Source organism: Alcanivorax sp. S6407, assembly GCF_023016115.1.
Lineage (GTDB): Bacteria > Pseudomonadota > Gammaproteobacteria > Pseudomonadales > Alcanivoracaceae > Alcanivorax.
In genome coordinates this window covers 867,424-889,945 of the sequence record NZ_JALKBH010000002.1, presented here as the reverse complement: position 1 = coordinate 889,945, position 22,522 = coordinate 867,424, and the positions used below count along the sequence as shown (strand labels likewise).

Annotated in this window: 19 protein-coding genes; 8 read left to right on the top strand and 11 right to left on the bottom strand. The window is 58.4% G+C overall.

The window, feature by feature from the left end:
- The first annotated feature begins 71 nt into the window (after positions 1–71).
- A complete protein-coding gene (locus tag MWU49_RS07275) occupies positions 72–1,307 on the top strand; it encodes a GGDEF domain-containing protein (RefSeq protein ID WP_246970043.1) in 1,236 nt (411 codons plus the stop codon).
- A gap of 25 nt (positions 1,308–1,332) precedes the next feature.
- Here the strand turns inward: MWU49_RS07275 and dxs are convergent, their stop codons facing one another.
- The 9 genes from dxs to MWU49_RS07230 form a co-directional block, all read right to left on the bottom strand.
- Complete coding sequence (gene dxs, locus MWU49_RS07270) at positions 1,333–3,252, bottom strand: 1-deoxy-D-xylulose-5-phosphate synthase (RefSeq protein ID WP_246970040.1); 1,920 nt, start codon at positions 3,250–3,252, stop codon at positions 1,333–1,335.
- A 123-nt stretch (positions 3,253–3,375) separates the two neighbouring features.
- A complete protein-coding gene (locus MWU49_RS07265; protein ID WP_246970037.1) occupies positions 3,376–4,275 on the bottom strand; it encodes a farnesyl diphosphate synthase in 900 nt (299 codons plus the stop codon).
- Positions 4,262–4,504, bottom strand: a complete 243-nt coding sequence (locus MWU49_RS07260; protein WP_246970034.1) for an exodeoxyribonuclease VII small subunit — start codon at positions 4,502–4,504, stop codon at positions 4,262–4,264. The genes MWU49_RS07265 and MWU49_RS07260 overlap by 14 nt, the downstream gene beginning before the upstream one ends.
- Positions 4,505–5,115: 611 nt before the next feature.
- Positions 5,116–6,174 (bottom strand): porin, encoded by a 1,059-nt coding sequence (locus MWU49_RS07255; RefSeq protein ID WP_246970030.1) that lies wholly within the window; start codon positions 6,172–6,174, stop codon positions 5,116–5,118.
- 18 nt (positions 6,175–6,192) lie between these two features.
- The gene (locus tag MWU49_RS07250; RefSeq protein ID WP_246970027.1) at positions 6,193–6,639 is read right to left on the bottom strand and encodes a universal stress protein; all 447 of its coding nucleotides are present in this window, start codon (positions 6,637–6,639) and stop codon (positions 6,193–6,195) included.
- 29 nt (positions 6,640–6,668) lie between these two features.
- Positions 6,669–7,952 carry a TRAP transporter large permease gene (locus tag MWU49_RS07245; protein WP_246970024.1) on the bottom strand — a complete coding sequence of 428 codons (1,284 nt, stop codon included), beginning with the start codon at positions 7,950–7,952 and terminating at the stop codon, positions 6,669–6,671.
- A gap of 2 nt (positions 7,953–7,954) precedes the next feature.
- Positions 7,955–8,530, bottom strand: coding sequence for a TRAP transporter small permease (locus MWU49_RS07240; protein ID WP_246970021.1), 576 nt, complete (start codon positions 8,528–8,530; stop codon positions 7,955–7,957).
- A 142-nt stretch (positions 8,531–8,672) separates the two neighbouring features.
- Complete coding sequence (dctP, locus tag MWU49_RS07235; RefSeq protein WP_246970018.1) at positions 8,673–9,764, bottom strand: TRAP transporter substrate-binding protein DctP; 1,092 nt, start codon at positions 9,762–9,764, stop codon at positions 8,673–8,675.
- A 320-nt stretch (positions 9,765–10,084) separates the two neighbouring features.
- Positions 10,085–10,507: an acyl-CoA thioesterase gene (locus tag MWU49_RS07230; RefSeq protein WP_246970015.1), complete on the bottom strand. Its 423-nt coding sequence runs from the start codon at positions 10,505–10,507 to the stop codon at positions 10,085–10,087.
- Positions 10,508–10,860: 353 nt separating this feature from the next.
- On the opposite strand from MWU49_RS07230, the gene MWU49_RS07225 reads away from it, so the two are divergent.
- A complete protein-coding gene (locus tag MWU49_RS07225; RefSeq protein WP_281502114.1) occupies positions 10,861–11,823 on the top strand; it encodes a tRNA-dihydrouridine synthase in 963 nt (320 codons plus the stop codon).
- On the opposite strand, the gene MWU49_RS07220 is transcribed toward MWU49_RS07225, so the two are convergent.
- Positions 11,759–12,760: an MBL fold metallo-hydrolase gene (locus tag MWU49_RS07220; protein WP_246970013.1), complete on the bottom strand. Its 1,002-nt coding sequence runs from the start codon at positions 12,758–12,760 to the stop codon at positions 11,759–11,761. The two genes, MWU49_RS07225 and MWU49_RS07220, sit on opposite strands and share 65 nt — an antisense overlap.
- A gap of 222 nt (positions 12,761–12,982) precedes the next feature.
- Here MWU49_RS07220 and MWU49_RS07215 point away from each other — a divergent pair, with 222 nt between their 5' ends.
- The 6 genes from MWU49_RS07215 (at position 12,983) to MWU49_RS07190 (ending at position 21,514) form a co-directional block, all read left to right on the top strand.
- Entirely contained in the window at positions 12,983–13,240 is a 258-nt protein-coding gene (locus tag MWU49_RS07215) for a DUF4212 domain-containing protein (protein WP_246970011.1), read from the top strand.
- Between the two features lie 13 nt (positions 13,241–13,253).
- A complete protein-coding gene (locus MWU49_RS07210; RefSeq protein WP_246970009.1) occupies positions 13,254–15,050 on the top strand; it encodes a sodium:solute symporter family protein in 1,797 nt (598 codons plus the stop codon).
- A 225-nt stretch (positions 15,051–15,275) separates the two neighbouring features.
- On the top strand, positions 15,276–17,087 hold the full coding sequence (locus MWU49_RS07205) for a putative nucleotidyltransferase substrate binding domain-containing protein (RefSeq protein WP_246970007.1): 1,812 nt from the start codon (positions 15,276–15,278) through the stop codon (positions 17,085–17,087).
- A gap of 4 nt (positions 17,088–17,091) precedes the next feature.
- Positions 17,092–17,733, top strand: a complete 642-nt coding sequence (locus MWU49_RS07200) for a 3'-5' exonuclease (protein WP_246970004.1) — start codon at positions 17,092–17,094, stop codon at positions 17,731–17,733.
- Positions 17,734–17,752: 19 nt separating this feature from the next.
- Positions 17,753–17,968, top strand: coding sequence for a hypothetical protein (locus MWU49_RS07195; RefSeq protein WP_246970001.1), 216 nt, complete (start codon positions 17,753–17,755; stop codon positions 17,966–17,968).
- Positions 17,969–18,043: 75 nt separating this feature from the next.
- Positions 18,044–21,514 carry a hybrid sensor histidine kinase/response regulator gene (locus tag MWU49_RS07190; protein WP_246969998.1) on the top strand — a complete coding sequence of 1,157 codons (3,471 nt, stop codon included), beginning with the start codon at positions 18,044–18,046 and terminating at the stop codon, positions 21,512–21,514.
- 146 nt (positions 21,515–21,660) lie between these two features.
- Here the strand turns inward: MWU49_RS07190 and MWU49_RS07185 are convergent, their stop codons facing one another.
- Positions 21,661–22,317 (bottom strand): response regulator transcription factor, encoded by a 657-nt coding sequence (locus MWU49_RS07185; RefSeq protein WP_246969995.1) that lies wholly within the window; start codon positions 22,315–22,317, stop codon positions 21,661–21,663.
- Positions 22,318–22,522 lie beyond the last annotated feature (205 nt).

Below are 22,522 nucleotides of genomic sequence, written 5' to 3'. Positions count from 1 at the left end.
CGGTAATGGCATGCCACGAACGGACGATCTAGCCTGAGAACTCAAGGTTTGGGTTGTGCAAAGGATTTGCCATGGCGGAAACAGACCCCCGCTCCCGACGTGTGGTCGTGCCCGGCGTACGCTGGTTACGTTTTCCGCGGCGTCTGGAAGCCGAATATCGTGAATATCAGTGCCTGGAGGCGGTGGACAGCTTCCGGGTCAATGCCTTCTATATCCTGGTGCTTTACCTGCTGCTGGTCACAGGTATCTATGCCCTTGCTCCTGCGGATGTGCGTGGCCTGTGGCTGGGCACCTATCTCTGGGTGGGGGTCATCGTCATGGTGGCGGGTATCCTTGCCCAGTTCCGTGGCCTGGACCGCTACTTTCCTCTCTATACCGGTGTCGGCAGTTTCCTCGCGGTGATGCTGTCCATGGCCATCCCGGGGTTTCTTGACGAGCCCGGTTCCGTTCAACTCGCCAATGTATCCGTGATCTATGCCCTGGTGATTGTCTACGCCATGGTGGGGCTGCGCTTTCCGCTGGCCACCCTGGCCTGCTGGGCGGGGGGCATGTTCGGTTGGCTGATTGCGGAGCAGTTCGGTCGCGGCATTGACTGGCAGATTGCTCACCGGACCTATACCGGGGTGAGCCTGTTGGGCATGTTCCTCTGTTACACAGAAGAAGTGCGCGGGCGTTTGCTGTTCTTCAATCAACGTCAGCTGCAGCGCCAGCAGAATCGCACCCAGGCGCTGGCCGAGCGGTTGCACCGCCTGAGCCGGGAAGACAGCCTCACCGGGCTGGCCAATCGCCGTTACTTTGATGAGGTGCTGGATCGGGAATGGCGCCGCTGCCAGCGGGAGCGGGTGCCGCTGACGGTGATGCTGGTGGATGTGGACCGCTTTAAGGCCTACAACGATCATTATGGCCATCTGCAGGGCGATGAATGCCTCAGGGCGCTGGCGGCTGAGTTGCGTAGCTACAGCCGCCGCGGAGGGGACATGGTGGCCCGTTTTGGTGGCGAAGAGTTTGTCCTGCTTTATCCCGGTGTTGACGAAACCGAAGCGGCGCGATTGGCTTCAAGGCTCTGCCGGACGGTGCGGGGTATGGGCCTGCGCCATGAATACAACCCGCCCTTCGGCGAAGTGACCATCAGTGTGGGAGTGGCGTGGACTGTGCCGATGGAAAACCGCAGCGCCATCAAGTTGGTGGATGCGGCGGATCAGGCACTGTACCAGGCGAAGGAGGGTGGCCGCGACGGCTGGCGACTGTATGAGCCGCCGCCCACCGTACGTCTGGTCCGGGATATCGGCAAAAGAAGGGAAGACTAGCCGGGGCCTTGGCAGGAAGAGCCGGTCAACTCTCTCCGGCCTGTGCCAACGGCTGGCGGCTGAGGCGATCGCGGATGCGCTGTTCGATGCTGGCTGCGTCCAGACCGGCCTCGGCCAGCAGGGTGTCGCGCTTGCCGTGATGGATGAAGTGATCCGGCAGGGCCAGATTGATCACATCCATGACAATGCCTTCCTCGTTCAGCAACTCATTCACCGCAGAGCCGGCGCCGCCCATCAATTGATGATCCTCGACGGTGGCGATCAGGCTGTGGCTGGCGGCGGCGCGGACAATGGCGTCGCGATCCAGCGGCTTCACCCAGCGCATATCAATGACCGTGGCATTGAGTGCCTTGCCGGCTTCCAGTGCGGTAGCCGTGAGCGCGCCAAAGGCGAGAATGGCCACCTGTTTGCCCTCCAGCAGGGTCCGGGACTGGCCGATGGGCAGGGCTTGCAGAGGTTGCTGGATGTCCACACCGGGGCCGGTGCCTCGGGGGTAACGGACCGCGGAAGGGCCGTGGTGCTGGTAGGCACTGGTAAGCAACTGGCGGCATTCGTTTTCGTCGGACGGAGCCGCAACAATCATGTTCGGTACGGTGCGCAGGTAGGCCAGATCGAACACGCCGCCGTGGGTGGCACCGTCTTCACCCACCAGACCGGCGCGATCCAGGGCAAAGGTCACATCCAGATCCTGCAGGGCCACATCGTGGATCAGCTGGTCATAACCCCGTTGCAGGAAGGTGGAGTAAATCGCCACCACCGGCTTCTGTTCCTCACAGGCCAGCCCGCCGGCGAGAGTGACCGCATGCTGTTCGCAGATGGCCACGTCATGGAAGCGATCCGGGTACTGCTCACTGAACGCGACCATGCCCGAGCCTTCACACATGGCCGGAGTGATGCCCACCAGACGCTTGTCCTCGGCGGCCATGTCGCACAGCCACTGGCCGAACACATCCTGGTATTTGGGTGACTTCGGCTTGCTGGGCACGGCCACCTGTACCTTGGGCTTGGGCTCGATCTTGTTGATCGCATGGTAGCCCACCGGGTCCGCTTCTGCCGGGGCAAAGCCCTTGCCCTTGGTGGTATAGACGTGCAGCAGCTGCGGGCCTTCCAGGCTGCGCATGTTACCCAGCGTACGCACCAGCTCTTCGATATTGTGACCGTCGATGGGGCCGATGTAATTGAAGCCGATGGCCTCGAACAGCATGTCCGGGCTCACCATGTTCTTCATGCTTTCTTCAGTGCGGCGAATGAAATCCCAGGCCGCAGGCATGGTGGAGAGTACCCGCTTGCCGCCTTCGCGCAGGGCGATATAGCTCTTGCTGGCCCAGATCCGGGCGAAGTAGTTGGACAGCCCGCCCACGTTGTGGGAAATCGACATGTTGTTGTCGTTGAGAATCACCAACAGATTGGAGCGGGTGTGTGCCGCATGGCTCATGGCCTCGAAGGCCTGACCTGCGGTCATGGCACCATCACCGATGATGGCCACGGCGCGGCGGTCGCTACCAGCCATCTCTGCGCCCAGCGCCATGCCGAGCGCGGCGCTGATAGAAGTGGAGGAGTGACCCACCCCAAAGGTGTCGTACTCGGATTCGCTGCGCTTGGGGAAGCCGGACAGTCCATGCTGCTGACGAATGCTGGTCAGGGCTTCACGGCGGCCGGTAAGGATCTTGTGCGGATAGCACTGGTGGCCCACATCCCACACCAGCCGGTCGTCCGGGGTGTTGTAGAGGTAGTGCAGGGCCACGGTCAGCTCGACCACGCCCAGACCGGCGCCAAAATGCCCACCGGACTGACCGACTGCATAAAGCAGGTATTCACGCAGTTCATCTACTACCCGTTCCAGCTGGCTGGCAGGCAGTCGGCGCAGGGCCGCCGGGCTGTTCAGGGTGTCCAGCAACGGCGTGGCGGGGCGCGTCAGGGGAATCTGCGTAAAAGTCTTGGGCATAACGTTGGATTGCCTGGGGTTGGTACAAGCTGCGTATTTGGGCCTGTTCACGCTACCGGGATGACAGTTGATGAGCCCGGCAGGGTGAGCAGGCCCTAGTATACAGGCCCGCGGGGTGAGTCGTCAGTGATTGCGGGCAACGATGTACTGCGCCAATTGTTGCAAGGGGGTGGCGCGATCGCCATAGCCTGACAGAACCTGTTGTGCCTGCTCGCACAGTGCCCGGGCTCGTTCACGGCTGGCATCCAGCCCAAGCAGCGACGGAAAGGTACTCTTGTCGTGCTTTTCATCCGAACCAGAAGGCTTGCCGAGCTGTTCCGTGTCCATGGTCACATCGAGGATGTCGTCCTGAATCTGGAAGGCCAGGCCAATGGCGTCACCAAAACGGGTCAGGTCGTCCAGTAATCCCGGTTCATCGATTTCTGCTGCAAAGTACCCCAGCTGCAGGCTGACCGTGATCAGGCGCCCGGTTTTCAGGTAATGCATTGCCTCCAGTGCCGCCACGGTCTGTTGTTGCCCCTGGGCCTGCATGTCCTGCATCTGGCCGGCAGCCATGCCGTCCACACCGGAGGCGCGGGACAGGTGTCGAATCATGGCGATACGGGTGTCAGCACGGTACTGCCCTTCGCTGGCCAGTAACTCAAAGGCGCGGGTATGCAGGGTGTCGCCAGCCAGAATCGCCGTGGCTTCGTCAAAGGCGATGTGGCAGGTGGGCTGACCACGGCGCAGATCATCATCATCCATGGCGGGCAGGTCATCATGGACCAGGGAATAGGCATGGATCAGTTCCACCGCAGCGGCGGGGATATCGGCCTGTTCGTGGCGGGCGCCGGCCAGCTCTGCAGCCCCATAGACCAGTAGCGGCCGGATTCGCTTGCCACCGCCCAGGGCGGCATAGCGCATGGCTTCACTGAGGCGGCTGGCGGCACTGTTGGCCGGTAGCAATTGGTCCAGACTGTGGTCGAGCCGGGCAACGCAAGTGGTTCGCAGTGAATCCAGTGCGGAAAAATTACTGCTCATCATTGCCGCCTGTGAAAGGCGCCGGCTCGGCCTCGCTGTTCTGTTCCAGCAGGATGCGGACTTTCTGTTCCGCCTGCTGCAGGGCCTGCTGGCAGTCCCTGGACAGCCGAACCCCCTCTTCAAAGGCTTTCAGGGACTCTTCCAGGGTCAATTCACCGGATTCCATCCGTTCCACCAGGGATTCCAGGTTGTCCAGTGCGGTTTCCAGGGCGGGGGTCGCCTTCTTGGCCATGGGAGTCTCCGGAGCAGCGCTTGTGGTATTGAGGGGAAGTGATTCGGCGGCAACAGTAAATCAGCCAGAGGGGTGAATCAATCCGTTAAGTGCCTGAAATGACACCTTTTTGACCTTTTTTCGAGGAGGAGACTAATGATCAACTGTTTGAATATAAAGGATATTTGGTGGGAACTTTTGCGGGGGTGGGTTTGATTCCAAATGATTCTAAAGAAAGGGTTTCGGTCCCGGCCTGTGCCTGCTTATAGTGAAAGACCCGCCGGAATCCGCAGGGCGACTTCTTCCTCTGATCTCCTAAGCTATGGCGTGAGTTCTGCGGCGCCGGCGGGGTTCTTGTTAAGAGCCGCATCACGCATCACGCTTCACGCAACAGGCTAAAGACGCTGGATGCCTGAAGCTGGACGCCAGATGCTAAGACCGTGAGGCTGTGGGAGCTTGCCTGCAAGCGATCCGAGCTTGAGCGAGGAATGGGTTTCGAGTTACGAGAAGCGAGTTTCGAAGATCAGAGAGGCCGCGTCCCGGTGGGACGCGGCCTCTTTGCTTTCAGGCTGGCAGCATGCCTGGCCCACGTTGTTGCGTGAAGCGTGAAGCGTGAAGCGTGCTGCGTCTCCTTAGAAATCATAACGTAGCCCCAGCGAGACCGCCTGTCCGTCGCTGTCGACATGGTAGCCTGCCAGAATGTCGTCGAAGCGGGAGTTGGGGGTGTAGATGGCGTAGCCCAGCTCTTCATAGAAGTACTCCACGAACAGCTTCAATGCCTCGCTGTACTGATAGTCCAGTCCGAGCTGGTAGGAGTCTCCCTGATAGAAGGCCGCGGCCTCGTCGCTTTCATCACCATTGGCGAACATGGCTTTCACGGTGTACTTGTTCCAGCTGTATGAGCCGTACAGGTTATAAGTGACAGGGTCGTCCTTGAGGACTGTGCTGTCATTGGTCTGTAGTTGTTCGACCTTGGCTGCAAAGCGCCAGTTTCCCGGTGCGTACACCAATGAGGCCCCGAGCTGGTCGGCATTATCGCCGGTGTCTTGCTCGGTATCCTGATAGGCCACCCCAACGGTGACGTCACTGAACGCCCAAGACAGGGCGTATTGCCAGGTATCCAGATAATTGCTGCCCGCTTCATGGGTGAGATCCACCGCGGAAACCGTGGCCGTCAGGCCGGCGAAAGAGGGTGTGGTGTAGGTAGCCGCATCACGACGGAATGTGGCCTGGGTGGCCCAGCCGGAGTAATAGGAGCTGAAGAAATCTACCGGGTAGGCCACGGTGTTGTAGTAGGCCAGCCACTGGGTGCCGACTCGCAAGGTGCCCAGATTCTCCGTGGTGGCAGCAATATCCGCTACCCGCGGCTTGTTGTTGCCCTTGTAATAGGCCTGAAAGAATGTGGGATCTTCTGCCCTCAGCAATGCGGAGTTGATAGGGAATTCCACGGTGGCATCCAGGTCCACCCAGTCCAGATCCTTGTAGGTGGCTGTGACGCCAAGACGGGAATAGGCATCGCGCAGGGCGGTGTGGGAATCATCCTCGCCGGGTTTGGCATCATCCACTGACACGGCTTCGGTCTGAATCCGCAAGGATCCGTAGGGGGTGACTTCCATTTCCGCGTGGGCGGGCAGTGTGGCCATACAGGCCAGTATGGCCGTGTGCAGCCTCAGATTGCGTGGCTCATTCATCGCTTTCTCCCTCTGGTTTCAAACAATCAGTACCGGGCACGGGGCCATGCTGGCGACGCGCTGGGACACACTGCCAAGAAAATAGCCGTCCACATCACTGCTTGTTCCGCGGGCACCCATGACAATCAGATCGATCTTGTTGTCCCTGGCAAAATTGACGATGGCACGGGAGGGGCGACCTCCCTTGACGAAGGCGCGGACTTTTTTTGCTCCCGCCTTGATGGCCAGCTTCTTGGCATGTTCGGCCACCGTAGTGGCGTATTCCCGTAGCGCATCGTCGGGGAGATCGACTTCCTCGGGACGCACCATGGAAAGTGACGCTTCGAACAGGCTGTGATGCTTGAACACGCACAGCAGAATCATCTCGGAGTCGTCGCTGTCATCCTGTTGAAGATGGGCCGCATGATCCAGGGCCACCAGCGACTGTTTTGAGCCGTCGATTGGAACCAGTATTTTCTTGTACATGCGAGCCTCCGTGCGTTAGCGCCAGCTTGTTACTGGAAGAATATGTCCCTCAGGAACAGGGCAATCTGCGGGAAGAAGATCACCAGCAGCGTGGCTGCCAACAGCATGATCACAAAGGGTGGCGTGCCCCGGATGACTTCCCAGTAGGGGCGTTTGAAGATGGCGATGGCGGTAAAGATGTCGCAGCCAAACGGCGGCGTTGCCGACCCCACCGCCACCATCATGGTAATCAGGATGCCCACATGGACCGGGTCCAGACCGGTGGAGGCCACAGCAGGGGCAAAGATCGGAGTCAGTACCAGGATCACCACAATGGGGTCCACGAACATGCAGGCGACAAAAAAAGCGACCGCGATGGCCAGAAGTACGCCGTTGGGGCCGGCTTCATTGATACCCAGCGAGCCCAGTACCGCCTGGGGAATCTGGGCAAAGGAAATGATCCACGAGAAGCCGTTACCGACAGCCACAAGAATGAACACCACGGCGGTGATCAGCCCGGTGGACTTGGCAATTTCATAGATATCCGCGGCTTTCAGGGACCGGAAAACGACAAATTCCAGAATTACGGCATACAACACACAGGCGGCAGCGGCTTCCGTGGGGCTGAAAATCCCGCCATAGATGCCACCCACTATGATCACCGGAAAACCCAGTGGCCATAATGCTTCACGCACCGAGGTGATGCGTTCCCTCCAGCTGGCTTTTTCTTCCGTGGGCACGTCCATGCGGTAGGCATAAACGATGCAGTAAACGGAAAACATGGTCAGGATCAGCAGGCCGGGGCCAATGCCGGCGATGAACAGTTCGGCGATGGAGGTGCCTGAAATCACACCATAGATAATCATGCCGATGCTGGGGGGGATCAGGAAGGCGATGTCGCTGGCGTTAATGATCAGTGCCAGCGTGAAGGAATCCTTGTAGCCGGATTGCAGCATCCGTGGGCGCAGCGGTGAACCCACTGCCACCACGGTGGCCTGGGTGGAGCCGGACACCGCCCCGAACAGGGTGCAAGAGGCTGCGGTGCTGACGGCCAGGCCGCCTTTGATGTGACCGATGAAGGCCATCACCATGTTCACCAGCCGGTTGGCAGACTGGCCGCGGGTCATGATGTCCGCGGCGAGGATGAACATGGGCACGGCAATCAGGGCGGTGGGGCGGATGCCAGCCAGCATTTGCTGGATGAAGAAATCCATCCGGTCGAAGCCATCGAACATCATCACGAAGCCGACAATAGCGCCGAGAATCAGGGGGATCTTCATGGGGAAGCCAAACAGCAGCAACACCAGCATGACCAGGAACATGATCCACGCCATGATCAGACCTCCCTCTCTTGTTCTTCGTAGCCATCCAGCACCGAGGTGGAGAGATAGACATCACGGGAAACAATGTTCTTGATGGCGGTCATCAGATACTGAATGCCAGTGACGGCAAGGCCCACAGGTACCCACAGATAAATGATGTAGATCGGGAAGCCCAGGGTTGGCAGGACCCGGCCGGTGGCGTAGACCGAGTGGATATAGCTGACCGAATACCAGCACAGGAAGAACATCACTGCAGCAGTGACGAAGCTGATGATCACCATCATCACCCGGCGCGCCTGGGCGGGAAAGACATCGTAAAGTGCCGACATGCGAATGTGCCGGCCATGCCGTGCGGCGTAGCCGATGCCGGCAAAAGTGATGAGAATAATCAGGATACGGTTCACTTCCTCAGAGAAGTGCAGGCTCTCGCCAAGAACAAAACGTCCGACGACGTTGGCAACGGTGTTGAGCGCCATCAGCAGAACGCCGAGGGCAAGAATAATGGCTTCAATTCGGGCGATGCCGTTGTCTATGGTGCCGAGGAAGCCGGGCAGACTGGAGTCATGGTCCAGGGGCGCATCATCGCTCATGGTCGTTTCCCTTTGTCAGCCGGTACAGGACCGGGTCCGATCCTCCTGACCGGCCTCTGCTGATGCCGCCACAAACCCGGAAGCCCTCCCGGGCTCGCGGCGGATTGTCGAACCAGCAGGGAGTCGCGCTCCCTGCGATGCCTTACTCTGCGGCTTCGTCTTCGCCGCTTTCTTCACTATTGGTAACAGCGGCAAGATCTGCCTTGAACTGCTTGAGCAGTTTTTCGCCGCGCTCACCGGTCATTTCGATGAACTTGGCTTCCACCCGGGGAGCGCGGTCACGGAACGCCTGGCGTTGTTCCTCACTGAGGCGGGTGACGGTGACTTCATCGCTGTCATCGGTGATCTTCTTCAGCATTTCCTCACCGAGCCCGGGCACATATTCGAAGATATGCTTGCGAGCATAGGCGGTGGCCTCTTGTACCAGCTGTTTGTCGTCATCAGAAAGGCCGTTATAGAAATCCTGATTCGCCATCATGGCGGTAACAAACTGACTGTGGCCGGTGAAGATCAGGTTGGGAGACACCTCGTAAAGCCCACCGGATTGAATCCAGAAGATGGGGTTTTCCTGGCCCTGAATGATATTGGTCTGCAGCGCGCCATAGACTTCGCCCCAGGGCAACGGCGTGGGGGTGGCGCCGAAGGCGCTGTAGGTTTCAGACAGCAGCGGGTTGGTCATGACCCGAATATTCTTGCCCTTGAACTCTTCCGGTGAGGTGACCTTCTCATCGGCAGTGACCACCACTTCTCCTTCCGGATACATGGCCAGCAGCTCCAGTCCCTGTTCCTTGTACAGATCGGGGAACATTTCGTTGATGGCCTTGCTGTCCTTGAAGAAGGTGACGATTTGCTCGCCATCCACCGGGAGCAGGTAGGGAATGAAGAAGATTTGCGCTTCGGGGATCAGGGAGCCGGTAAAGCCCGGCGACTGATTGACGAACTGCAGCACCCCTGCCTGGGTAAGTTCCATGATGTCATCGGATTCGCCCAGTTCACCGAAACGATGAATTTTCAGGGTGTTGGCAGAGTTATCTTCGATGTATTCCTTGAATTTGTAGGCGAAGACATCCTGTACATCACCTTCATATTCTTCATGAGCGTAGCGCCATGTCTGTCCTTCAGGTTCTGCGCTGGCGGATTGGCTGGCGCTGTTGCTATCGCTGTCGCTGCATGCAGCGAGCGACGTCATCATGACTGCCGCGACGATAGCCCCCGGGAATGATCGAATGGTCATGGCTATACCCTCTCATTGCCTGTTTTTCGTCAATTTTTTTTACCCGTAACACGTCCATTGTGCCGGCGTAATGTGCATCACCGTGGCAAATGAAAAGCATGATTGCAAGGAACTGGGGGCATAAATCCCGGGAAATTCCGGGATTTCGCACGTTGGGATGAGAAAACGATGAACTGTTGCAGTGCGATATTTTGTTAAAAACGGCACCCCGGAAATGCAAAAAAAGATTTCTGTTTTTTGCCATTTCACAACAGGGAAAAGCGTGTTCCTGGTGCCTGTTGAATGCGCGGAAATGCGCGCGTTGTGGGAGCTGCAGCGTATCAGGAGCCGGCTGGTGCCTGGGCCGCCTCGGGGGAATCAAGGTGTGCCTGAAGTTGTTCGCGTTGCTGGTCTGTGATGGGTTGGCTTTGCCGCAGGGCGGTGTTGAAGCTGACCAGGGTGGCCTTGCCCTCGGCAGTGAGTACGCCATTCTGCCAGGCGCGCTGAATCACCTGCAGCGAGCTGTTGCCAATTTTGCCAATGCTGGTGGTGACCGTGACCGGACTGCCAAACAGGGATTCCGCCTTGAAGGCGATCTCCATGTTGACCATGGCCAGACCATGGTCGCTGCGGGTTAGATCCGGCGTAAAAATAGCGATCACCGGCTCCCGGGCATCCAGGAACCAGACCGGCAAAACGGTATTGTTGATGTGCCCCAGAGCATCGGTCTCGCAAAAGCGGGGGCGGATAGTTGTCGTCCACATGCAGGGAAGTATGGCGAAAAACCGGGGCAGGGCAATGATATTTAGCTACGAGCTACGCATGGTTGGAGTACATGGAAAAGTTCCCGGGGGTTTTGCGATGAACGGAAAAGCCTTCCAGATCGTTGAGTTCGGCGCCATCAGATAACCTCTGCACCTTGTAGGAGCCATGCTCGCATGGCGATCCGAGCCTCAGCGACGAGAGGTCACGCTGCCCCTCCGTCTCTGGAGAACCGGTAACTCAGCCTCCGCCAGCGTCGCATGTGCCCGCCGCAACGAAATAAGACGAGAACTTACCTGGCCTCCCTCACCCACTTCACGTGCCGCCTGCCCCGTCCTGCTATAGAATCCGCCCCATGAAACTGATCCTGGCCCCCATGGAAGGTCTGGCGGACTTCTGGGTGCGTCAGGCGTTGACCGATGTGGGCGACTACGACTGGTGTGTCAGCGAATTTGTCCGTGTCAACGGGCTGCTGCTTCCCCCCAAGGTGTTCTATCGCTGGTGTCCCGAGCTGAAAAACGGCGCGCGCACCCGGGCGGGCGTGCCTGTGCATCTGCAATTGCTGGGCTCGGACCCGAACTGTGTGGCGGAAAACGCCGCAAGGGCGGTAGAGCTGGGCGCGCCTGCCATCGATCTGAACTTTGGCTGCCCGGCCAAGACCGTGAATCGCCATCGTGGTGGTGCGGTATTGCTGGATGAACCGGAGCTGGTGCATGCGGTTACGGCGGCGGTCCGCCGGGCCATACCCGCCGATATCACCGTTTCTGTGAAGATGCGCCTGGGCAATGAAGACGATGCGCTGTCACTGGAGAATGCCCGGGGAGTCGAGGAGGCTGGGGCTGCCTGGCTTACCGTGCATGGTCGCACCAAGCGCCAGGGCTACAAGCCGCCGGCGTTCTGGGACCGTATTGGCCATATTCGTGAGACGGTCAGTATTCCTGTGATTGCCAATGGCGAGATCTGGACGGTTGAGGATGCCCGGCGCTGTCAGCAGGAAAGTGGTTGTGACGACCTGATGCTGGGACGGGGAGCGGTGGCCAACCCCTGGCTGCTGCGTGCCCTGCGCACTGGGCAGAGCGCCAGCTGGTCCGAGATCCTGCCGGTGCTGGAGGGCTTCGTTCGGGATGTGACCGGCACCGGTACCGATGCCCAGGAAGCTGGGCGGGTCAAGCAATGGCTCAGCTACATGCGCAAGCAGTGGCCTGAAGCCAGTCTGCTGCTGCAGCAGATCAAGCGTGAAACGGCTGCGGCGGCTATGGTGCCGTACCTTCGGCAGGCGCAGCTGGAGGCGTCAGCCCCAGGGAGTGGAACGGTCTGAGCACCAGAAAGTCCCCCTGATGCCGGCTTGTCAGTGCGGTGAAGGAGTCTTTCAGGTTGTCCATTACCCAGGGCAGGGTGGGTACATCTTCCGTGAGTTCGCTGAAGAAGTTGTCCCAGTGCACCGGGATAATGGTATGCGCGCCCACTGCGGCCACCGTTTCCCGGAAATAGGCTTCCTTGTAGGCTTCGCTTTGCTTGCCAAGGCTGGCAGTGGCCACCAGCGCATAATCGGCCTGATAACGATCCAGTTCGCCCGGCTGCATGCCGGCACTGCCCTGAATCAGTATCCGTGCCTGCGGATGCTCCACCACCAGTCCATAACTCTGACCTTCTTCCCACTCACCAATCCAGGCCGGTGGTGTCACGGGGTCGGTGATTTCCCCCTTGCCGGTCCACTTCTCGATGGCGGAGGGCAGTGGAACATGGCTGGCTGGCACGAAGGTCAGGGTAAAGTCGCCAAACCGATAGGGATGATGCGTTTGCACAGTGGTGATGTGCTCCTCGTCCAGACCGCTGCCAATAGCCGCCATGGCAGCTGAAGAGGAGCCCAGTAGCTGTGCGCCAGTGAGCTGGGCAACAATGCCGGAGTCCATCACGTGATCGAAGTGGGTGTGCAGCACCGGAATGGCATCCACCTTGTCGATCCCGGCCGTTTCCAGTGCCTGGCGTATGCGTGCCTGGTCCGGTGTCATGGGTAGAAACAGGGAGGGGATGCTGACCCGGGAAAAGTAGCCATCGGTCAGCAAGTGCGTTTCACCATCGCTGATCAGCAGGGTGCTGGTACCCAGAAACGTGATGGTTACCTGGCCTTGCTTTGGCGGCGTGTCATCGTTGGCCTGTGGCCAGCCTTCCAGGGAGGGAGAGATATGGAACGCGGCGGTCAACACGGCTGCGACCAGTATCATGGAGGCGATGATCCATCGCACAGCTTTCATCGATACATCCAGTATTGTTCTTTGTTTAAGGCCGATCCTGACCAGAAGTTCTATGCTACTGGATTTTCCTTTCCTGTGCAGTTGTCTGCATCACCCTTCAGGTAACGAAAACCCCTTCGACTAAAGTCATACTGTGCCCCCGGCGCCCTTTGGCTAGTCTTGATACAAGCCCGATCTCCTGAGGAGAAGGGCACTTGTAACGAGGACGCAGAGGGACGAGTAATGAAAGAAGAAAACGCCCGTGCATATTGGGCCGCCAACCTGCGATTGATTCTGACCTACCTGGCTATCTGGTTCGTAGTCTCTTATGGCTGCGGCATTTTGCTGGTGGACGAACTCAATCAGATTAACCTGTTCGGTTTCAAGCTCGGTTTCTGGTTTGCACAACAGGGCGCGATCTATGCGTTCCTGGTACTGATCATCATGTACGCGCATTCCATGAACAAGCTGGACCGCAAGTTCGACGTCCACGAAGACTGAGCTGGGAGGCCGTATGGATATTCAAACCCTTACCTATTTGTTTGTGGGCGGCTCCTTTGCCCTGTATATCGGCATCGCTATCTGGACGCGGGCCGGTTCCACCAAGGATTTCTACGTTGCAGGCGGTGGGGTATCTCCTCTTGCCAACGGCGCAGCCACGGCGGCTGACTGGATGTCAGCGGCGTCCTTCATTTCCATGGCGGGCATCATCGCCTATGCCGGTTACGATGCGTCGGTGTATCTGATGGGCTGGACCGGGGGGTATGTGTTGCTGGCCATGTTGCTGGCACCGTATCTGCGCAAGTTCGGCAAGTTTACCGTGCCGGATTTCATTGGTGATCGTTACTATTCCAGTGTCGCGCGTACCGTGGCGGTAATCTGCGTGATCTTTGTCTCGTTCACTTATGTGGCTGGTCAGATGCGTGGTACCGGTATCGTGTTCGCCCGCTTCCTGGAAGTGGATGTGAACACCGGTGTGGTCATTGGTATGGCGATCGTTTTCTTCTACGCCGTTCTCGGTGGTATGAAGGGCATTACCTATACCCAGGTGGCGCAGTACTGTGTGCTGATCTTTGCCTTCCTGGTGCCGGCGGTGTTCCTGTCCATCATGATGACCGGCCACGTGCTGCCGCAAACCGGGTTCGGGGGTACGGTGCTTGATGCCGCCGGCAATGACAGCGGGGTCTACCTGTTGCAGAAGCTGGATCAGGTTGTCACCGATCTTGGCTTTACCGAGTACACCGAGGGCTCCAAGTCCACCATTGATGTGTTCTTTATCGCGGCCGCCCTGATGTGTGGTACTGCAGGTCTGCCCCACGTGATCGTGCGTTTCTTCACCGTGCCGCGTGTGAAGGATGCCCGTATCAGTGCTGGCTGGGCGCTGTTCTTCATCGCTCTGCTGTACACCTCTGCTCCGGCAGTGGGCGCTTTTGCCCGTCTCAACCTGATCGATACCGTGAATGAAACCCAGTACAGCGAACTGCCCGACTGGTTCTATAACTGGGAAAACTCCGGGTTGATCGGCTGGGTGGACAAGAATGGCGATGGTGCTGTGCAGATGCGCGCGGGTGCACCCTTCGAAGGCAAGCCGACCTTTGCCGGCAGCCGTGAAGAAGCCTCCGGCAGCTACGGCGAGCGTGTGCTGACCAACGCGCCGACCGAAAATGCCTCCGAGGTATATATCGACCGTGACATCATCGTTCTGGCTAACCCGGAAATCGGTAATCTGCCTGCCTGGGTGATTGCTCTGGTCGCCGCCGGTGGTGTGGCGGCAGCATTGTCCACCGCTGCGGGTCTGTTGCTGGTAATTTCCAGTGCCATTTCCCATGACTTGCTGAAGAAGACCCTGAAGCCGGATATCAATGAAAAGCAGGAGTTGCTGGCGGCGCGTGGTGCTGCTGTGGTGGCGATCTGTATCGCCGGCTACTTCGGGATTAATCCACCAGGGTTTGTTGCACAGGTGGTGGCCTTTGCCTTCGGTCTCGCTGCAGCAAGCTTCTTCCCGGTGATCCTGATGGGTATCTTCTACAAGCGCATGAACAAGGAAGGTGCTATCTCCGGCATGCTGGTCGGTCTGATCTTCACCTTCAGCTACATCGTGTTCTTCAAGTTCGTCTCTCCGGAGCTGAACAATGCAGAACACTGGTGGTTCGGTGTGTCTCCGGAAGGCATTGGTACCCTGGGTATGCTGTTCAACTTCATCGTGGCCTTTGCGGTGTCCCATGTTACCGCTCCGCCGCCGGAACATATCCAGCATATCGTGGAAGATATTCGTATCCCCCGCGGTGCCGGTGAAGCTCACGCACACTAAGATGTAGAAAAAGGGAGAGCTGGCCGGTATGAATAAATCATTCATGCCGGCTTTTTTCTCAGAGTTTAAAGTTCAAAGTTGAAAGTTAAAACGCAATCAAGCATCAGGGGGTGTGTCGCCTGAGACTGCGATTCCGGTGTGGCGCGGGCAAAGAGTTAAAAGAATCACCGCCACCTGTCGTGCTTTTTAACTTTCAACTTTTAACTTTCAACTGGGTTTAACCAGATGATCGAACAGGAACTCAATCACTACCCCTTTACCCTGCTCAGCGAGGCGTCCCGTCATCGTCTCAATCAGGGCATGGATCTGGCGTACTTTGAAAAGGGTGACATCATCCTCGATGCGGCCAGCCCCAGTGATCATGTTTATGTTGTGCACAAGGGAAGCGTCGCCGAGCTGGATGTGAATGCGCCGGATGGTCGCAGCCAGGTGGGGGTGTATGCAGCCGGTGATCTGTTCGGTGCCATCAGTGTGCTCAATGGCAAGAGTCGTTACCGCTTTCGCTGTGAGGAGCAGACCCTTTGTCATCTGATCCCCGCCAAGTTGTTTCTGGAGCTGTGCGATAACGACGACGAGTTTGGTCGCTATTTTCGTCAGACACTGGCCGAAAAATCCCAGCGTCTGGCGGAGCGTCGCGAAGGTGGGGTGACACTGGCCGGTTTCATGCTGGCCCGTGTAGAGCAATGCATGCGCGAACCCATGATTATGTCTGCCGGTGCCAGCCTGCGTGATGCCGTGGAGTTGCTAAAGCGCAATGGCGTGGATAGCGTGCTGATCGAGATGGATGGGCAGTTCGCTATTGTCACCAAGACTGATCTGCTCACCGCGCTGGTGATGGATGGGCGCAGTGCAGAGGATCCGCTTTCCCATGTGGCGGAAACCCGTCTGGTCACCGCACTGCCGGAAGATTATCTGTTCACCGCGCTGACACTGATGACCCGTCACAAGGTGGCGCGGGTAGTGGTCATGGCCCACGGTCGCGCTGTCGGGGTGGTGGAACTCACCGACGTGCTCAGTTTCTTCTCCAGTCGTTCCTACGTGGTGGGGCTGGAAATCGAAAAGGCGGACGATCTGGAAGCCCTGCGACTGGCCAGCGAACGCCTGCCGGAACTGGTGCAGGCATTGATGGCCCAGGGCGTGAAGATGCGGTTTGCCATGGATCTGCTGGCGGCCCTGAATGGGCGCATCATGGCCAAGGCCTTCGAGATGGTCATCCCGGCTGAGCAACACTCTGCGGCCCTGATCGTCATGGGTAGCGAAGGGCGCGGCGAGCAGATCCTCAAGACCGATCAGGACAATGGTTTTATCCTCGGGGATCATCAGGATTGGCCTCGCTGTCAGCACGACGCCAATCAGTTCACCGAGACGCTGTTGACGCTGGGGTATCCACCCTGCCCGGGCAAGATCATGGTGTCCAACCCTGACTGGGTTGGCACCCAGAGCCAGTGGCGCGAGCGTATCTATGACTGGGCAGGAGATGCCGGTGGCGAAGGCATGATTCATATCACTACCCTGGTGGATGCGCACTGCGTGGCTGGCAGTTCCCATCTCCTCGATGAACTTCGCCAGACCCTGTTTGATCGTTGCAGTGATGACGAGGTGTTCCTGCGTCATTTCGCCCGGCCCATCCTGCAGTTTGCCACGCCCCTGAATCTGTTCGGTTCCCTGAAGAAACCGCAGCATGGCATCGACATCAAGAAGGGCGCTCTGTTCCCGCTGGTGCATGGGGTGCGAGCCATGGCGTTGCAATGTCGCATTGAGGAAACCTCCACCCTGGCACGGCTGGAGAAGCTGGTCGCTGCCGGCGCAATGGAAGCCAGTTTTGCAGAAGATCTTGGCGAGGCCATGGAATTGTTCAGCGAGCTGCGGCTCAACCACCAGCTGGAAAATCTGCATGGGGATGCCATGAACATTCCCGGCAACCATATCGTGGTGCAGAAGTTGTCGTCACTGGAGCGAGACCTGCTTCGTGATGCCCTGCATCTGGTCAGTGATTTCAAGCAGCGCCTGTCCCGCCGGTTCCACCTGGAATACTGAGGACATGGCATTGCCATTGGGAGTGAAAAACGTGCTCAGACAGTTGCGGCGCTATGCCGATCGATATCGCCATGCCCATGGCCCTTATGGGCATCTTTTCCTGCCCTATGAGGGCAAGGATGTGGTGGCGCTGGATTGCGAAACCACCGGTCTGGACAGTCGTCATGCGGAGCTGGTGTCCATTGCCGCCGTGCCGGTGCGCGGGGGACGGGTGTGCAACAGTGAAAGTATGGATGTCCATTTCCAGGCCCCCGCCAGCCTGACCAGTGAATCCATTACCATCCACCGGTTGCGTCCGGTGGATCTGGATGAAGGGGAAGAAGTGGCGGAAACCCTGGAGTCCCTGCTGGCTTTTATCGGAAACCGTCCGGTGGTGGGCTGGTGTATCGATTTCGACGTGGCCATGATCAATCGCTACCTGCGACCGTTGCTGGGCTTTGACCTGCCCAATGCGACCATTGAGCTGTCAGCTCTGTACCAGAAGAAGATGCGCTACTGGCAGCCGGATATCGAACCGGACTTGCGCTTCGAGGCCATGGCGAAGAATCTGCAGGTGCCGATGATGGCGCGCCACAGTGCCCGCGGAGATGCCGTGACTGCGGCCCTGATGTACCTGCAGCTGCAACGGCCCACCCTGAATCAATAACGGACAAGGGAGAGACATCATGCAAATTGCGGAACAGATTCTGCTGTTGGCCGGCCTGGCTATCGTCGCGTTCAGTTACCTGAGCTACTGGCGCCGTACCGGTGATGCCCGTGGGGTGCTGATGTTCTGGCGTAAGGGCATGGCAATGGATGTACGTGAGTTCAAGTTGCAGCGCGCCGGTCTCGCACTTTTGCTGGTGGCGGTAGTGCTGCGTTTTAGCGGGGCTCTGGTATAAAGGGAGGCATTCAGGCTTCACGGAACAGGCATCACGCGAAGATCCTGACAAGGCGAATAAGAATCGGGAGCTGCCGTGTTTTCTTTGTGGGAGTTGAGCGGCCTGGCGCTGTGTTACGTGCTGGTGCTGTTTGTCATCGCCTGGCTGGGTGACCGGGCGGCAAGAGAAGGCAGAAAAACCTATCAGAATGCCTGGGTGTACAGCCTCGGGCTGGGCGTGTATTGCACCTCCTGGACTTTTTTCGGGGCGGTGGGCGAGGCCGCCCAGAGCGGCTGGAATTACCTGCCTATCTATCTTGGCCCCATCATTACTGTGCTGCTGGGCGGTTCGCTGATCTACAAGATGGTATCGGTGACACAGCAGCAGAACATCACCTCCATTGCTGACTTTCTTGCCGCCCGCTATGGCAAGTCCCGCCGCCTGGCGGTGCTGGTTACCCTGGTGGCGGTGGTCGGGGTGCTGCCCTACATCGCCCTGCAGCTCAAGGCCGTGACCTTGTCTTTCGATTATGTGCTGCAGGAAACCGGAGAGACGTCGTTCGATACCGCCCTGGTGGTGGCGGCGCTGATGGCGTTGTTCACGCTGCTGTTCGGCACCCGTCATATTGATACCAGCGAGCACCAGTCCGGGTTGATGCTGGCGGTGAGCTTTGAGTCCTTCATCAAGCTGGTGGCGTTTGTGATGCTGGGGCTTTACTGCCTGTTCGGCATTTTCGATGGCCCGGTGGATCTTTGGCAAAGCCTGGCGGCCCGACCTGAAGTGATGCAGACCTTTGAGCCGACCCTGTTCTCGCAAAGCTTCGTGACCGCGTTGCTGTTGTCCATGGTGGCAATTCTTTGCCTGCCCCGGCAGTTCCATGCCGGTATGGTGGAAAACAACGACTTGCGACACCTGCGTAATAGTCGTTGGGTGTTGCCGCTGTACCTGTTGATGTTCGCCATCTTTGTGCTGCCGATTGTGGTCAGCGGGGTGCTCACCCAGCCCTATCTGTTGGGCCAGGCGGATACCTACATGTTGTCCCTACCCATGGCGCAGGAAAACTCCACCATGCTGGTGTTGTCGTTCATCGGCGGCATTGCGGCGGCCACCGGCATGGTGATTGTGTCGACCATGGCGCTGGCCATCATGCTGACCAACGAAGTGCTGTTGCCCATGTGGCTGCAGTCCCGTCTGCATGAAAAGGATCAGCTTTCCGATCTGGGACGGCAGCTGCGCTTTCTGCGCCGCGCCAGCATTCTGGTATTGCTGGGGCTGGCGTTCGCCTTTCACACCCTGATCGATCGTTTTGATGGGTTGGCCAGTATTGGTCTGCTCTCCTTTGCCGCCGTGGCGCAGTTTTCGCCAGCCCTGCTGGGGGCACTGTACTGGCGCAACGGTCACAAGCAGGGAGCCTTTGCTGGTCTGGCGGTGGGCTTTGTATTGTGGTTTTACTGCCTGTTGATGCCTGTGATGCTGCCGGTGGACTGGGTCAGTACCCTGAACAGCGACGGCTTGCTTGGGCTTGGCCTGTTGCGCCCCCATGCCATGTTCGGCATCGAAGGGCTGGAACCGCTCACCCACGGGGTATTCTGGTCGGTGAGCCTGAACCTGGCGGCGTTCATCTATTTCTCCCGCCGCGCCCGTCATGATGCGCTGGATGAAGCCCAGGCAGCCCGTTTTGTGGACATGCCCACGGACTGGTGGCGGGAAGGCATGGGGCATCCGTCCATTACCACGGCAGAATTGCTGGAAGTGTGCCGGCGTGGCTTGGGCAATCCCCGTGCGGAACCCTTGTTCTTTGATTACATGCGCCGCCGCCATGTGGCCGAGGACCTGGATCTACCAGCCCCGTTGCATCTGGTCCGCTACGTGGAGCGGTTGCTTTCCGGGGCCATGGGGGCCTCCACCGCCCGTATCGTGATGAGTTCGCTGCTGCGCAAACAGAACAGCCGCCACGATGATGTGGTGCGGATGATGGATGAGGCCTCCGAACTGATCCAGTTCAACCACCAACTGCTCCGTACCACCATTGAAACCATCGCCCAGGGGATCTGTGTGGTGGATCGCAACATGCAGGTGGTGGCCTGGAATCAGGCCTACGTAAAACTGTTCGAATACCCGGATGGTCTGATCCGGCTGGGGCGTTCCATTGAAGAGGTGTACCGCTTCAATGCCGAGCGGGGCTTTTATGATGGTGAGGATATGGATGCCAATGTGCAGAAGCGGGTGCAGCTGCTGCGTGATGGCCATTCCCACCAATTCGAGCGGGAACTGCCCACTGGTATCGTGGTGGAAGTGCGTGGTACGCCCATGGTGGGCGGTGGCTTCGTCAGTACCTATATGGATATTACCGAACGCAAGCGGGATGAACTGGCGCTCAGGCAGATCAACGAAAACCTGGAAAATATGGTCTCCGAGCGGACCCGCAAACTTACCGAGTTGAATGTACAGCTGGCACAGGCCAATGAAGGCAAGACACGATTCCTTGCGGCGGCGGGGCATGACTTGATGCAGCCATTGAACGCCGCCCAGTTGTTTGCCTCCTCCCTGCGCCAGCAGCTACGACAGCAGGACGCGCAGGGCTTTGCCCGGGAAGTGGATGTGCTGGGGCATATCGACAGCTCACTGCAGACGGCGGAACAGATCATTTCCGCGCTGATGGAGATCAGCAAGCTGGATACTGGCGCCATGCCGGTACATGTGCACCCACTCAGTCTGCAGAAGCTGATGGAGCCATTGGGGCAGGAATTTTCCGCGTTGGCCCAGGCCAGCGGACTCAGTCTGCATATGGTCTCCAGTTCCTGCATTGTGGAAAGTGATGAAGTGTTGCTGCGGCGGGTGCTACAGAACCTGCTGTCCAACGCCATTCGCTATACCGAATCCGGGCGTGTGCTGTTTGGTTGCCGTCGTCGTAACGGAGCCGTGCGTATTGATGTGTGGGATACCGGCCCGGGGATCCCGGATGATCAGCACGAACAGATTTTCCAGGAATTTCAGCGCCTGCCCCAGCAGAACGGCCGGGATGTGAAGGGGCTTGGGTTGGGGCTGGCGATCGCCGACCGTATCTGTCGTCTGCTTCACCATACCCTGACAGTGCGTTCCTGGCCGGGCAGGGGCACCTTGTTCAGCGTCACCGTGCCGCTGGCTAGCGGCGAGCTGCCTCCGATGCTTTCCCAGGAAGATGAAACTCCCCAGCGTGACGTGGCGGGGATGCGGGTGTTCTGCGTGGATAACGATGCCGGCCTGCTGGACAGCCTGGTAGAGGCGTTGCGCACCCTTGGCTGTGAAGTGATTGCGGCCAGTGGTCTGGAGGATGCCCAGAAAAAAGCCAAGGGCACAGCGGCACCAGACCTGTTACTGGTGGATTATCAACTGGACCATGAAAACGGTTTTGATGTCATCGAAGGACTGGACGACTGCTGGGAAGACGTGGTCCCCGCCACCCTGATGACCGCAGACCGTCGCCCCGAAATCCGCGAGCAGGCAGAAGAGTTGGGAGTCGGCTTTCTGCAGAAGCCGTTGACGGAGGCGATGCTTAAGCGAACGTTAGAGGCAGTGAATAGTTAACAGTTAACAGTTAACAGTTAATAGTTGCGCGTGCAGCGCATTCGGGTTTTGAAACATATGAGGCCGCGCCCGGATTCCGGGCGCGGCCTCATACGTTAAAGATCAAGAGCACGCGTGACCGCGCGCTGTTCACTGTTCACTGTTAACTATTCACTGCCCACCGACGGTTGCTCAATCGCCAGATCCTTCAACGCCAACACCGCCTGGGTGCGGTTGCGGACGCCGAGTTTGCGGAAGATGGCGGTCATGTGGGCCTTGATGGTGGCTTCGGAAACGTCCAGTTCGTAGGCGATAACCTTGTTCTGCATGCCTTCCATGAGCATGCCCATGACACGGAACTGTTGCGGGGTGAGGCTGGCGATGCGTTCGCTCATGGCGGAGAGGTCGGGCAGGGTAGGGGGCATGGCGCGGCGGGCATACTCAGGCAGCCAGCGTTCCCCGTCCATGACCTTCTGCATGGCTTCGGTCATGGTGTCCACCGGCGCGGATTTGGGTATGAAGCCATCGGCGCCGAAGTGGATAGCCCGTTGAATCACATCCACATCTTCCGTGGCGGAAATCACGATCAATGGCACCTTGCGATATTGCTCGCGCAGATAGATCAAACCGGAAAAACCATGGGTGCCGGGCATGTGTAGATCCAGCAGAATCACATCAAAGGGAACTGATTGCTGGCCGAGGGATTCCAGTGCCGCAAGTGAATCCGCTTCGTGGATGTTGGCGTCGGTAAAGCTGGCACTCACGGCCTGCTTGAGGGCCGCGCGGAACAGGGGGTGATCATCTGCAATCAGTATATTTGTCATGGCATTGTTCTAGCGATTCTTGTTCTGTACAGCCTTCGGAAGGGAAGGCTATGTAGCGTCTTGTATCCGGGCTTCATGCCTTTGGGCCTTGTCCCGTGTTGTCTACATCGAGTTTCGATTAACCCGCGGTGAAAGGCAAATAAACCTGTAGGCGCGGCATTGTTCTTTGTCATGGTGCATGTTGCATGAAGCGTGAAGCAGCCGC